We start from the raw sequence: 14411 nt of genomic DNA, 5'->3' as shown, positions 1-14411 counted from the left end.
CTCACCGTTTTTTATTGAAGCATTTCTTGCAAATCTTCTTGTGCTGTACCAATTAATTTTAAGTTGAAAGTTTCTTGCAGAACTTGCATAACTCCGTCTGAGATAAATTCTGGAGGTTTTGGTCCAATTCGAATATCTTGAATGCCTAAACTAAATAAACCTAATAAAATAGCGACTGCTTTTTGTTCAAACCATGAAAGAACTATGCTGATTGGCAAGTCATGAATAGAGCATTCAAATGCTTCGGCTAACGCCTTTGCAATTTTAATCGTAGAACCAGAATTATTGCATTGGCCTAAATCAATGTATCTTGGTATATTTGTACCAGGTACGACACCATAATCGACATCGTTAAAGCGGAACTTGCCGCAGGAAGTCGTTAAAATGACTGTTTCTGGTGGGAGAGAGGTTGCTAGTTCACGATAATATTCTCCCCCTTTTCCTGGAGCATCGCAGCCTGCAATCACGAAGAAACGTTTAATTTTTCCGTCTTTCACTGCTGAAATGACTTCGGGGGCAAGCCCAAGCACTGTTTCATGATGGAAGCCGGTTACTAGAGTTTCATCAGATTCGATATTCGCTTCTGGCAACTCTAATGCTCGATTGATTAGAACAGAAAAATCATCTCCCTCAATCTTTTGGACATTTTCCAAACCAGCTACTTCATAAGAGAACATTCTATCCGCATAGGAACCTTTAATTGGCATCACACAATTTGTTGTTGCAAGAATGGCGCCAGGGAATTTTTCAAATAAACGGCGTTGATCATACCAAGCCTTTCCTATGTTTCCTTTCAGATGGGAATATTTTTTTAATGCCGGATAACCATGGGCAGGAAGCATTTCGGAATGTGTATAAATATTGATTCCTTTACCCTCTGTTTGCTTTAATAATTCTTCTAATGCAAATAAATTATGGCCTGTTACGATAATGCATTTGCCTTCTATCTTATTTTGTGAAACTCGAATAGGCACTGGAATGCCTAATCGGTTGGTATGAGCTTCATCAAGCAATTCCATGACACGAACAGCTGATTGACCTACTTTCATTGCCATATCAATATGTTCCTGCACATTAAAATTGGAATTAGTCAGTGTCATATATAATGCTTCGTGGGTTGTTGCATCCACAAAAGGATCTGTCGCACCGAGCTGAGCGGCATGGGTACGATAAGCAGCGATCCCTTTTAATCCAAAAATAATCGTATCTTGTAAACTTGCGATTGTTTCATCTTTCCCACAAACGCCGATGACCTTGCATCCACCCTTTGGCGTCTGCTCACACTGATAACAAAACATTTTACTTCTCTCCCTCATTCATTGATACAATAAGCATACATTTGATTTTTATCGAGCATAGTGATATAAATCACCATTCTGCAGATGTCATAAATTGTTCAAAAATAAGGAGGAGTACAGATTGCTAATCAAGCCTCGAAAAAGCTGTTAAATCCTTTGTATTCCCGATCACGACCAAAATATCGGATTGTTGAATATTTATTTCAGGAGATGGAGTGATAATAATATCTCCGTTTCTAACAATGGCAATGACACTTAAGTTATATTGAGCACGCACATCAAGTTCACTTAAACTTTTTCCGATCATAAATGAAGGAACTTTTATTTCTTCAATATGATAATCTCTAGAAAGTTCGATAAAATTTAAAACATTTGGAGATAAAAGCTGATGAGCAACACGTTCACCCATATCTCTTTCAGGGAATATAATCCAATCAGCTCCTGTTTTTTGTAAAACTTTTCCGTGTTTTTTATTCACCGCTTTTGCGATCACTTGTTTTACTCCTAATTCCTTTAAGAGTAAAACAGTTAAAATACTTGCTTGCATATCATCTCCAATTGCAACGATTACCGTATCAAAATTTCGTATTCCAATAGATTTTAGCGCTTCTTCTTCCGTAGTGTCTGCAACAACGCCGTGAGTAACCAATGAACCTGCATCTTCAACACGCTTCTCCTTAATATCAATCCCCATTACTTGTTGTCCAGCCTCGAATAATTTTTCAGCAACGCTGGACCCAAAACGTCCTAGTCCAATGACAGCATATTGTTGTTCTGGCATATAATCTTTACACTCCTTAAAGTTTTAATTAACCAATCATAATTTTCCCTTTTGGATAACGGAAAGGATCCGGTTTGCGTCTCATTGTAATTGCGAATGCAATTGTTAAAGGTCCAACTCTTCCTGCAAACATCGTAAAAATGATAAGTATGCGGCCAATAGGAGACAACTCAGGGGTCAAGCCCATGGAGAGTCCTACCGTGGCAAATGCAGAAGTAGCTTCAAATAAAATCATTAAAAAATCTTTTCCAGTCTCTGTGATAGACAGCAGCATAGTGATGACTACAACCAAAAATGCGCCACTAAAAGTAACGGTAATGGCTTTAAATATCGTGTCAAAAGCAATCCGCTTTCGAAAGAAAATAACATCTTCTTTCCCTTTTATCTGTGCTCGTACTGTACCTAATAATGTTGCAAAAGTAGTTGTTTTAATCCCTCCGCCTGTCGAACCTGGAGATGCCCCAACAAACATAAGGAAAATGATCAGAAATAAAGTAGGCTGTGTCAAGTCTGGAATATTCAATGTATTAGAGCCTGCTGTTCTAGGCGTAACCGATTGAAAAAATGATGCTAGTACTTTCCCAGAATAGGATAAAGGCTGCAAGGTCTTACTGTTTGAATACTCTAACAGCATAATTAGGAGCGTCCCACCAATAGTAAGAAATAAGCTAGTTATCAAAACTATTTTCGTATGTAAAGAAAAACGACGGGTTTGACGGTATTCATAAATTTCATTCATAACAATAAAACCTATGCCCCCAAGTGTGATAAGAGCACAAACAGTTAAGGTTACGATTGGATCATCTACATAGGGGGTTAAACTTCTAAACTCTCCCATTAAATCAAAACCAGCATTGTTGAAATTGGAGATAGCATGGAAAAAACCATAATAAATGGCTTTACCAATCGGCATATCTAGAGCAAAACGGAAAGATAAGATGACACCTCCGACAAACTCTATAACTGCAGTAAAAATTAAAATTCTTTTAGCCAACCTCACAATTCCTTCAATTGAAATGTTATTTAATGATTCCTGAAGCAGCAATCTTTCTTTTAGTGAGATTTTTTTTCCTAAAAGAAAAGCGATTAATGTTCCAAACGTCATAAATCCTAGTCCGCCAATTTGTATAAGGGACAGAATGGTTGCCTGTCCAAATCGAGTAAAGGTAGATCCTGTGTCTACTACAACAAGCCCTGTTACACATGTAGCAGATGTAGCTGTAAATAATGCGTCTAAAAAAGATAATCCTTCTCCATCAACCGTAGCAATGGGGAGGGTTAAAAGAATAGCTCCAATAATGATGATTGTCGCAAAGCCTAGTACTAGTATCTTTGGAGGATCTAAATACATTTTTTTCATTTTAATCTTCCTAACTAAATGGATTTTTTAAATACAATTAATTTCTTGCTCCCTTCATAGGAGATTTTAAAATAATACCCAGCTTTTTTGCAACAAAACTAGTTGTACTTGCTTGCAAAAGAATAGTTACAAGTATGGCAATAAAGGTAACAGAAGAAATTTTATTTGCATAGTCAACCCCTGCAGCGACAATCATTCCAGAAAGAGCAGCTGGTATAACGCCTGTTTCACGAACCCAGAACATAAAGACAATTTCTTTCCAGCTCCATTTTGCATTTCGGTCTGGTAAAGTACACAATAAGACAGTGAGCGGCCTAGCAACAAACATAAAAATAAATACAATCAGTATCCCTTGCATCCAAAATTGACTTAATACGTTAAAATCTACTTGGGTTCCTAGCAGCATGAAAATAAGTGTTCTTAGAAGTAAAGTTAATGTTTCTGAAAAGCGAGAGACAGTTAAATTAGTCTCTTGTGTAATTTGAAAACGAAACAGCTGTGGATTCCCTAGAATAAGTCCTGCTGTAAAAGTAGCCATAAATCCACTAGCTTCGATAACCCCTGCAGTCAAATAAGCACTAATGGCAATAACAATGCTTACTATTGAACTGTATTTTTGCAATAATCCCCACTTATGTTCAGCAGTCAGAAATATACCAATGAAGCCAATTAATATTCCGATAATAATTCCGCCGCCAGCTTCACGCAAAAAACTCCATACACTAGAAGATAAAGATAATTTTGTCTGTCCAAGAATAACACCTAATAAGGTAAAAGTTAAAATGGAAGCTGTTGCATCATTAAAAGCAGATTCGCTTTCTACCGTTTGCCTTACTTTTTCCCTAATGGCAACTTGTTTAAAAACGGGAATTAAAGTTGCAGGATCTGTAGATGCAATCACAGATGCTAATAAAAGAGCATACAAAAGTGGAAGATCTAATAAATAATAGGCACTAATTGCAACAACTATTGCGGTAACAACTACACCTACTATAGATAAAAGGGATATGGTCAACCATACTTTTTTAAGAATGGAAATTTGAATGGCTCTGCCGCCTTCAAATAGGATTAAGATAGAACCTAGTACAATAATGAATTGATAAGAAACTGATTCAATTGGTGCTGTTATTAAATTTAAAACCGTTGGGCCTAAAATAATACCTACAATCATAAACAATGCTACATCAGGAATATGAATACGTTCTGCTGCTTTCATTGCAATAAGTCCAAAAATAAACACCATCGTCAACATATATAGTTCATGTTGAACAATATTCATTACACTTGATTCCATTATCTCTCCTCCTTCATTCCTTCCAATTTCCATACTACCTATGTTGCACATTTAAAAAATAATTATTTATTGAAGATAAATGTCATTAAAAATAATGGATGTTTTTACTATAAATAAGAAAAATGTTATTCTATAGTATAGTGAAAAAATTAATATTTGAAGGAAGTTAATTACGATGTCAAAACAAAAGAATAAATCAAGATACTTTGCAAAAATTTCATTAGGAATAATGGGAGCTGGGTTTCTCCTCACTATTCCTTTTCAAGATTCAATAATAGGCCGATTGCTACAAGGAGGATTTGAAGCAGGGCTAGTAGGAGGACTGGCCGATTGGTTTGCTGTTACCGCTCTTTTTCGCCACCCTTTTGGCATTCCGATTCCACACACTGCATTGCTTCCAAAAAAGCGTGCTACTTTGGTCAACGGTCTTATTTCCATGCTTGAAAATAATTGGCTGACAAAAGAAAGCATCCAGAAGAAATTAAAACAAATAAAATTTACAGACAAATTATTGCAAATTGCAGAGAAAGAATTGAATTCAGATGGCTTTTATAAAAGGATTGGATCGATGCTTCATCAGGCTATTAGCTATGTGAATCCAGAAAAAATTGCACCAATTATCGAGAAGGAGCTAAAGAAACATATTCTTTCGTTTGATGTAAAGAACTTTCTACAGTCGCTTGTCAATCAAGCGATCAATCGAAATTTGGACGAAAAAGCGCTGAATTATGTATTGGTGGAGACGGAAAAGTGGCTGGCAAAAGAAGATACAAAACGAAAAATTGGGGTAATGGCGAAACAAATGCTGGACAATACGAAAGCAGATGGCTTTTTAAAGATGGCTCTTCATTCGTTTAGCAATTTAATTAATGAGGAGAAGCTTGGGAATATGCTTCAACCATTTTTTCTGAAAAGAATCGCTCTTTTACAAGAGAGTGATAATCCATATCGCCATTTGATTCTTGCTCGAGTTCACAAAGAATTGGAAAGTGTGCAAGATCGAGCAGAGCTGATAGCAGATATAAATGAATGGAAAGATGAGATGGTAAGCAGTTGGAGTCCAACAGAGCAAATTACAAAAAGCTTGGAACAGTTTCAGAATAAATTGCTTCTGCTAACAGAAGATAAAGAATTTATAGAGAAGCATGTGCTTACATTTATTCGAGACTTTATAGATGGAATAAAAGCTGATCCTGAAAAATTAGATAGAATGGAAAATTGGATTCAAGCACAAATCTCTTATTTTATTGAAAATAATCATAGCAAAATAGGTATGCTTGTAAAAGAAAATCTCGATAAATTAGATAATGAAACGCTTATTCATTTAATGGAACAAAACGTCGGGAAAGATTTGCAATGGATTCGAGTGAATGGTGCTATTTGCGGTTTTCTAATTGGAATTGTCTTAGCTATTTTTAAGGCGATTGTGTAAGAGAATAATTAATAAAAAGTCTTAGTAGAGGGTGCTCAAAAGCCGTATTATACGGTCTTTTGTGGGAGCCTCTATTTTTTATGCTTTAAAAGTTGAACAAAAGGAGAAATCCGCCGGACAAGAAAGGAAACTCGCCGGATGGAAGTAGAAAACGGCTATTCCTACACCTTACCTAAAAAACCCCAATTATTAGATTTTTTGTCTAACAATCGGGGTACGGCTCAACGTTGCCTAAAAATTAGGGTGCAGTTCACTTATGGACAGTTCTTATTCATCATGTTGCCCACCTATTTGACAAAAATTTAAGCAACGTTTTTATTTGAAAATCTGATCAATTTTATTGATATCTTCTGGTGATAATTGAACTTCTAACGTTTGAAGATTATTTAAAACCTGCTCTGATCGCTTTGCACCTGGAATAATGGCATCAATGGAGTCTTTCGTTAGATACCATGCTAAAACGATGTGAGCTATTTCTGCATTTTTGGCTTCTGCGATAGGGTGCAGCTGATCGACTTTTTCTAAGTTTTTGATGAAATTTTCCCCTTGGAAATGAGGCATGTTTGATCGTAAGTCATTAAAGGTGTCTTCTTTGCTGTATTTTCCTGCTAATAAACCGGAAGCTAGTGGAAAGTAAGGAATAAAGGAAATTTGATTTTGGGCAGTATATGGCAGCATTTCTTTTTCCGCATCTCGCTGAAGTAAATGATACTCTCCTTGAATAACATCAACATAGCCGTCTTTGTTTGCTTCTTTTAATTGTTCTAAAGAAAAATTGGATACACCAATCGATCGAATTTTCCCTTCATCCTTTAACTCTTTTAAAGCACCCACCGCTTCATCTTTCGGTGTTGCTTCATCAGGAAAATGGATGTAGTACAAATCAATATAGTCTGTTTGAAGGCGTTTTAAGCTATCTTCAACCGATTGCTTTAAGAAGGAAGGAGAGTTATCAAACACTACTTGATCATTAACAAACTTATGAGCACCTTTTGTAGCGATTACAACATCCTCACGTTTTCCAATTTCCTTGATTACTTCTCCGATTAATTCTTCTGAACGCTTTGGTCCATAAATAAAAGCTGTATCCAAAAAGTTTATGCCGTTGTTCAAAGCTGTACGTACAAGGTTTTTGCCTTCTTCTTCATTTAAATTAGGATATAAATTATGCCCTCCAACTGCATTTGTCCCAAGACCAATTGGATTTACATATAAATCTGATTTTCCTAATTTCGTAAGTTTCGTCACAGAGCAGCATCTCCTTTTGTTTGATTCACCTTTCATATTAGCAAAATTAGGGAAAAAGCAGAAAAGATATGCTTGTTAAGCCTATGATTATTTTCAAATCATCGTTCGCTAATAACCTCAAAAAAACTACTAGATTTTAAAACCTTTTATATCCATGTCTCGTTCTATTAATTGTGGTGGAACAATGATACCAGACGAGGAGTTAGTAAGAGAAATTAAAAATGGCAGTGAAACGGCTATAAATCTTTTGGTGAGGATGAAATGGTATGAAACAATTATTGAAGTTTGAGTTATATAAAATATTTCAGCAAAAGCCAATCTATTTTTTGAGTATTTTTCTATTTGGATATTTGTCATTAGGAATTATCAGTAATGCTTCTTTTGAAGACAAAACAACTAATAAAGCGCAATATGAAGGACCTATACCAGAAGAAGTTATTTCAATGGTTTCAGGCACTGCTAATGATAAACAAAAATCACAGATACCATCAGAAATTTATGGGGAAATGGTAAACAATGTCCAAATTCTTCAAAACTTAGATAAGCGGACGAAAGTGATTGAGGAAAAACTGTCTTCGCTTAAAGGGGAAGGATTTGAATATCGTAAAAGTATAATGGAAAGAGAGTTATTAAAGAACATTTCACAACCAGTTTATTATGAAGATATAGGGTTGATGGATTTAATTTACTATTCGGAAACGATTGCTATTTTAATAGCTGTACTGATTACGATCGGTTTAGCGGGCATCTTTTCAATCGAAAATACAACTGGGGTGGATCAGCTGATTTTAAGCGCTGAAAAAGGCCGCAAAGAGATCGTTACGGCAAAAATATTAGCAGCGGTTATTTTTTCAACAATTGTCTGTATTACTTTTCATTTATATGCATTATGTTTAATTAAATTCTGTAATGGTCATTTTGGATGGTCATCACTTCTTCAATATGTATATTCGTTTTATGAATCTCCTTATGCTCTAACAATGGGGCAATATTATTTTATACAGCTAGGAATTCAACTCATTGCAACGATCAGCTATTGCTTATTTATTCTGCTCGTTTCATCGTTGTCTAAAAATGCATTTATTTCTTTTGCTGTTAGCGGGTTTGTTTATATAAACTTTATCTGGATTGATTTGGATGCATATTCGAAAATTGCAAAAATAATCCTTTGCTTTACTTCCTATGGTTTAATGAAAGTAAGTGGTTTATTTAAAAATTTTGAAGTTATTAATGTTTTCGGATATCCTTTGTTATTGCCTTTTGCCGCGATTGTTTTTATTGTCATCGTGTCACTAATTTTGATGAAAATGATTTATGCTTATAATAGAATGAAGTATTTGGAATAGACTATTGTTCTAAAATCTTAAGTCCTTTCTACTATTTATATGATGATTATCAGTAAATTCATAACTTTACTAATTCGCATAGTAATCTTCTATTAAGTTATGCTATAATCAAACAGTAAAATTCTAACTGCAACACTTAGCCTAAGAAATAAAAATATGGAAAACTTTAAATAGAGGTTGAAGAATGCTCAGGAATTTGTTAAAGTTAAGGTAATTGAAAAGGCTATGTGTGACTGGCGAAACGCGGATAACCGTGAGGGAGCACATAGTGTCGTAGCCGTTCGCCTGGGCAGAGGTAAGGGATTTTATCCCTTGCCTCTTTCTGCTTATTAGGAGGGGATATTTAAGTCGATACTACTTTTAATGGAAAAGATAGATTATTTCATCAAAGTTGAATAGTGGCTAGATCCCGGACCTAAATCTTATGCATTTATTTAGTAATTTAAAAACGATCATAAATGAGAAGAGGAGAACTAAAATGACATCAACAATTGCTGAAAAAGTAAAAACTATTAAAACGTTAAATAATATTGCCGAAAGCGGGCTTAAAGTATTCAATAATGATAACTATACGATCGACAATGATAGCGAAAATCCAGATGCAGTTCTTCTTCGTAGCTTTAACATGCATTCAATTGAACTTGGCGATAATTTAAAAGCAATCGCGCGTGCAGGTGCTGGTGTCAATAATATTCCAGTTGACAAATGCACAGAGCAAGGAATTGTTGTATTTAATACACCTGGTGCTAACGCTAACGCTGTAAAAGAATTGGTGCTAACTTCAATAATGGCTTCATCTCGCAACCTTTTTGATGGTGTTGCTTGGACAAAGACAATAGCAGATCAAGGTGAAGAAATTCCAAAGCTTGTAGAAGCAGGAAAAAAACAATTTGTTGGAAATGAAGTGAAGGGGAAAACGCTAGGTGTAATCGGGTTGGGTGCAATCGGTGCACTTGTAGCAAATACTGCTCTTGATTTAGATATGGATGTTATTGGGTTTGACCCGTTCATCTCTGTTAATACAGCTTGGAACTTGTCACGCAATGTTCAGCGTGCTATGTCAATTGAAGAATTGTTTGCTAATTCTGATTTTATTACGGTCCATGTTCCGTTAACTGCTGATACAAAAGAAATGTTTAACCAAGGAACATTTAGCATCATGAAGGATGGCGTTACTATTTTAAACTTCTCACGTGGTGGACTTGTGAATGAAGAGGATATGGAAGCTGCAATTGAAAGTGGAAAAGTCGGCAAGTATATTACGGACTTCCCAAATGAGCAAGTGTTAAAAATGAAAAACACTATTCCAGTTCCGCATTTAGGAGCTTCTACAGAAGAATCAGAAGAAAACTGTGCGATTATGGCATCTCGTCAAACAAAGGATTATCTAGAAACAGGAAATATTAAAAACTCAGTGAACTTTCCAAACGTTTATCTTCCATATACAGGAAAAAAACGCGTGGCAGTTTTCCATCAAAACGTTCCAAACATGGTTGGCCAGCTTACATCTGCAATTTCAAGCTATAATTTAAACATTGCTGATATGGTGAACAGAAGCCGTGATGGATATGCGTATACGATGATTGATATTGAAAATGAAGTAAATGGCGATATCATTCCTGGATTAAAGGAAAAAATCGGACAAATCGAAGGCATCGTTACAACTCGTGTTATTTAAGCAAACTATAATAAAGTCTCAATTCCTTTTAGGGGTTGGGGCTTTTTTTAATTTGTTGAAACTTTTTATGGAATAATTCGTAAAAAGATAAAGAAGGAGGGAATAAGTTTTGTTTAAAGTTACTGCTAAATGTTCTGTTTGTGACAAAGAAATTCACGCATATGAAGAAATTTATGTGAAGATGCGTTATCCAAAAAGCAGAGGGATGACAGAAGTTAAAGCATTTTTACAAAATGAAGGAAAAATAATTTGTGAAAAATGCTTTAATAAGATGAAATTATATTCGCCAGGGGATAGGAATCCTTAGTACAAATTTTAAACATTTAATAATCCTTGTTTAATTGCATTTACTACAGCTCCTACTCTAGAATCAGCATCTAGCTTGCGAATAATGGATGAAATATGATATTCGGCAGTTCTTTTGCTGATTTTTAATTCGTTGCTTATTTCTATGTTTGTCAAATCAGCTGCAATTAATGTTAAGATTTCCTTTTCTTTCGCAGTAAGCTGCTCGCCGATATGTGCAGAATAAAAGTTAGGAAATAGTTTGTTACCTTGATACACTTGTCGAATTGCTTCTGTTAACTCTATGTTTGATTTTTCTTTTGTAACATAAGAATCAGCTCCTGCTTTACGAGCCGCTTCGATGTACTCCACATAATCATAACCAGATAGGATGACAACTTTTAATTCAGGGAAAGTTTGTTTCATTCTTTTGGTTAGCTCAATTCCATTATAAGCTTTCATTTTAATATCCATTACTAGTACATCTGGATGAAAGGTAAGTATATCGGTTTCAAGAGTCGAAGGATCGGATATCGTATGAACAATATGTAAATCCTGCTCTTTTTCTAAAAGTTGCTTTAAACCCATTAACATTAAATTATGATCATCTACTAATAATACGTTTATTGTCATTCATCTCACTCCATTCTATTGGAAGAGTAATTGTAATATTGGTACCTAAATTTAGTTCTGAATAAAGGTCTAGTGTTCCGTTTAGTTGATTTACACGTTTTTGTATGGATAGCAAACCTAAGTGATTTTTTTCGGATAAGCTAGATAGATCATTTGGTACTTCAAAACCTTTGCCATCATCCTTAACATGAATGTTTAATGAATCATGATTCTCTTTTATGGAAACGCATATGATAGAAGAGTCTGCATGTTTAATAGAGTTATGTAACAGCTCCTTTATGATTCGAAACATGTGTATAGAAAGCGATTTAGGAATCATTTTTAAATAAATTTGGAAATCTGTTTGAATCTGAATATTATGGTTCATTTGCAGTGTCCTTTTTAGTGCCTGAACACTTTGTTCCAGTCCTAAGTCCTCAACCATTACAGGGTATAATTCGTTGCACATTTCTCTTATTTCATAAATACAATTAGAAAACATTTCATTTATTTCTAGCCTGGCCTCATCCTCTATTATTTCCTCTTGATGCAACAAAACGAATTTATTTGAAAGAAGGATGATGTTTTGAAGAACTTCATCGTGAAGAAAAATCGATAAACGCTTTTTTTCCTCCTCTTTTTCAATTAAAAGCAGTTGATTGATCTTTTCTACGGTTAAAGCTTCTTTTTGAGATTTTTTTACTTCCGTTTCGATATTATACAGTGATTCAGTGTTTGTTAATAATGCAATTGCTTCCAATTTTATTTTCTCTAATAGAAAAAGTTCTTCTTTAGCCACTTTTGCAGCGTTTTCCTTTTCACCAATAATCATCCAGCCTTTTATTCCATTCTTTACTTCTAGGGGGAATATATGCAATAAATTTATTCGAAAATAATTTTTATTTGTACTGTTCGATAGTTGTTGGATTACTTCGTTGATATCTATAAAACTCTCAGTTTTAGCAAGAACAATAGGTGTTGCTTTGTTCCAAATTATGTAGGCACTGTCTACCTTAATCGTTTTTTGAATTAAATCGATTAACAGTCGAGCACAGGTGGCAATATGCTGTCCCTGTAATAGTTGCTGAAAAATTATTTGTTTTTCTCTTTGAACCATGTCTGTTTTATTCTTCCATTTTTTCTTTTTTAACAATTCTAGGGCCTTTTGAATTCCACTATTAACGACGAGAATGGTAATAATAAAAATGTTTAATTGGTAATAAGATGTTCTTGTTAAATTGAAAAAGAAAGATGCTAATGTATTGAACAAAAGAAGCAATAATAATGTTGTGACCAATTTATAAAATAGCCATTTTAGGCTGATTTTAAAGTCAATGATTTCCTGTTTAGTTAAGAGATAAGCTAAAGTTATAGGAAATATAATGATGCAATTGAGACTGTAGTAATAAGGCATATTCGGTAGATAGAATATATCTTCTGGAATAAGGCTAAATAAAAGTACAGGTAAAAAAGAAATAACTAGACTACCAATTAAAAAATAAAGTTGGTTTTTAACCTTTGCAGAGTTCAATTTTAAATGTAAGAAGATCAGACCAATACAAGCAAAGACTGACAAAGTGAAATTGAAAACAATACCAGTTATAGCTAATTGATGAAATACAGCATAGTTATGTAGCTTAAAAAGGATTAAAGTTAGGATACTTCCACTGATTGTGATAGCAATACACATAATAAATAATCTTATTTTCTTAAAAACGTTTGGTTTAGAGGAAGCAGGAAAGTACTCAAAAAAAAGCATTAAAAAATAAGGGGAAAAGCTAACCGTTAATGCCTCGAATATCTTAGCTAAAAATATTCCCTTACTTGATGGAATAGAGAGACTGATAGCGAATCCGCTTACATACATTATATGTAAAAAATGTAAGGTTACCATCGATTTTGTTTTTTTTAGATAACAATAAAGCCCAACACAAATAAAAAATAATCCGATCAAAAACAAAGAAATATAGTGAGAGATGATAGTCGGGATAAAGCTTAAAGAATCAAATGAAATGGGATTTTTCCATAAACTTACTAAACCGTTCGCTTCTTTTAAATTTATAAACTTATATAGGCTATATATATGTAGAGCAAAAAAAAGTAATATAAGCATTAATGGGTAAACTTTTTTATTCAAAATCCTCACCTATCAAGATATTTAATGAGTGCTTCCATTTGCGATTTGTTATTAGTACTTTGATTCTTAAGCAGTGCAATTGCTTTGTTGATATGAAGTTTAGATAAAATTAAACAATAATCGATAGCACCCGTTTTCTGAATATAATTTCTTATTTTTTTTATCAAATCTTTGTTGTTAGAGTCCATTTGAAGAATGGTTTTAAGCAGCCAGTCTTGATCTTTTTCTTTACTAAACTCTAAAGCTTTTATTAGAGGTAAGGTTGCTTTTTTATTAATTAAATCACTTTTCGATTCAATGAGAATATCTTTAGCATCATTTTTTAATTGACCTGCAATTCCAATGTGAGTAGCTATCATATCCCATCTAGATTCGATTGTTAAATGATGCAGCTCGAAAATTAATCGAACTAAAGAAACTGATTTTTGTTTAATTAAAGCAAAATAATCAGCCTCAGTAGGAATACTTTGTGAAATAGTAAAAGATATATCCTTCCATTGTCCCATAGCTGCAGTTCTTAAATTACAGATAATACTATAAAATTCTTGAATTGTATTTGTTTTTGAATACTGTAGAAACAAATATAATGATTCCATTAATAATACATTGGAGATAGTAAGAGCTTTTGGAGTTGGTAGCTTTGTTAAAATCTCACTTTCACTGTCATTATCTACAATATCATCGATAATGTCTGTGGCTAAAATAAGAAATTCAACAGCTCCTGCATATGCGATTTTTTTCTGTTGATGAACATCCTCATTTAAAAAAATGGAGGATGCATAGTAGAAAAATTCACTCCATGTAAAATAAGTTTCATCATTGAAGATTTTTCCTTTTATATGTAAAAGATCATAAACCACTTGTTGTATATTTTTATCCAATTCATCATTATTCAAATAGCCATGAAGATAAGTACTTATACTTTTTTTTATATTCATTT

Annotated in this window: 12 protein-coding genes and 1 riboswitch; of the genes, 4 read left to right on the top strand and 8 right to left on the bottom strand. The window is 33.9% G+C overall.

The features are described from left to right. Positions 1-11: 11 nt before the first annotated feature. The 4 genes from hcp to ACTXGU_RS09120 form a co-directional block, all read right to left on the bottom strand. Positions 12-1298 (bottom strand): hydroxylamine reductase, encoded by a 1287-nt coding sequence (hcp, locus tag ACTXGU_RS09135; RefSeq protein WP_443481204.1) that lies wholly within the window; start codon positions 1296-1298, stop codon positions 12-14. Positions 1299-1422: 124 nt separating this feature from the next. Next, a complete protein-coding gene (locus ACTXGU_RS09130; RefSeq protein ID WP_443481203.1) occupies positions 1423-2079 on the bottom strand; it encodes a potassium channel family protein in 657 nt (218 codons plus the stop codon). A gap of 28 nt (positions 2080-2107) precedes the next feature. Beyond that, a complete protein-coding gene (locus tag ACTXGU_RS09125; protein ID WP_443481202.1) occupies positions 2108-3439 on the bottom strand; it encodes a TrkH family potassium uptake protein in 1332 nt (443 codons plus the stop codon). Between the two features lie 37 nt (positions 3440-3476). Then, positions 3477-4733 (bottom strand): cation:proton antiporter, encoded by a 1257-nt coding sequence (locus tag ACTXGU_RS09120; protein ID WP_443481201.1) that lies wholly within the window; start codon positions 4731-4733, stop codon positions 3477-3479. A gap of 175 nt (positions 4734-4908) precedes the next feature. On the opposite strand from ACTXGU_RS09120, the gene ACTXGU_RS09115 reads away from it, so the two are divergent. Continuing rightward, positions 4909-6165 carry a DUF445 domain-containing protein gene (locus tag ACTXGU_RS09115; protein ID WP_443481200.1) on the top strand — a complete coding sequence of 419 codons (1257 nt, stop codon included), beginning with the start codon at positions 4909-4911 and terminating at the stop codon, positions 6163-6165. A gap of 315 nt (positions 6166-6480) precedes the next feature. Here the strand turns inward: ACTXGU_RS09115 and ACTXGU_RS09110 are convergent, their stop codons facing one another. Then, positions 6481-7449 (bottom strand): aldo/keto reductase, encoded by a 969-nt coding sequence (locus ACTXGU_RS09110; RefSeq protein WP_443481199.1) that lies wholly within the window; start codon positions 7447-7449, stop codon positions 6481-6483. Positions 7450-7679: 230 nt separating this feature from the next. Here ACTXGU_RS09110 and ACTXGU_RS09105 point away from each other — a divergent pair, with 230 nt between their 5' ends. The 3 genes from ACTXGU_RS09105 to ACTXGU_RS09095 all read left to right on the top strand — a co-directional run bounded on the left by ACTXGU_RS09105 (position 7680) and on the right by ACTXGU_RS09095 (position 10744). Next, the gene (locus ACTXGU_RS09105; protein WP_443481198.1) at positions 7680-8759 is read left to right on the top strand and encodes an ABC transporter permease subunit; all 1080 of its coding nucleotides are present in this window, start codon (positions 7680-7682) and stop codon (positions 8757-8759) included. 219 nt (positions 8760-8978) lie between these two features. Beyond that, positions 8979-9057, top strand: a riboswitch (ZMP/ZTP riboswitch). 180 nt (positions 9058-9237) lie between these two features. Beyond that, positions 9238-10437: a phosphoglycerate dehydrogenase gene (locus tag ACTXGU_RS09100; RefSeq protein ID WP_443481197.1), complete on the top strand. Its 1200-nt coding sequence runs from the start codon at positions 9238-9240 to the stop codon at positions 10435-10437. A gap of 109 nt (positions 10438-10546) precedes the next feature. Next, a complete protein-coding gene (locus ACTXGU_RS09095) occupies positions 10547-10744 on the top strand; it encodes a Fe3+ hydroxamate ABC transporter substrate-binding protein (protein WP_443481196.1) in 198 nt (65 codons plus the stop codon). Positions 10745-10752: 8 nt separating this feature from the next. On the opposite strand, the gene ACTXGU_RS09090 is transcribed toward ACTXGU_RS09095, so the two are convergent. From ACTXGU_RS09090 to ACTXGU_RS09080, 3 genes are read right to left on the bottom strand one after another with little or no spacing between them, the layout of a single operon-like run. Further along, the gene (locus ACTXGU_RS09090; protein ID WP_443481195.1) at positions 10753-11355 is read right to left on the bottom strand and encodes a response regulator; all 603 of its coding nucleotides are present in this window, start codon (positions 11353-11355) and stop codon (positions 10753-10755) included. Further along, positions 11327-13471: an ATP-binding protein gene (locus tag ACTXGU_RS09085; RefSeq protein WP_443481194.1), complete on the bottom strand. Its 2145-nt coding sequence runs from the start codon at positions 13469-13471 to the stop codon at positions 11327-11329. Before ACTXGU_RS09085 ends, ACTXGU_RS09090 begins: the two co-directional genes overlap by 29 nt. A gap of 5 nt (positions 13472-13476) precedes the next feature. Beyond that, positions 13477-14409: a polyprenyl synthetase family protein gene (locus ACTXGU_RS09080; RefSeq protein WP_443481193.1), complete on the bottom strand. Its 933-nt coding sequence runs from the start codon at positions 14407-14409 to the stop codon at positions 13477-13479. Positions 14410-14411 lie beyond the last annotated feature (2 nt).

The sequence above is a fragment of the Niallia sp. 01092 genome, assembly GCF_052318935.1.
In the GTDB taxonomy this organism is placed as follows: domain Bacteria; phylum Bacillota; class Bacilli; order Bacillales; family Cytobacillaceae; genus Niallia.
This window is presented reverse-complemented; position numbering and strand designations above follow the sequence as displayed.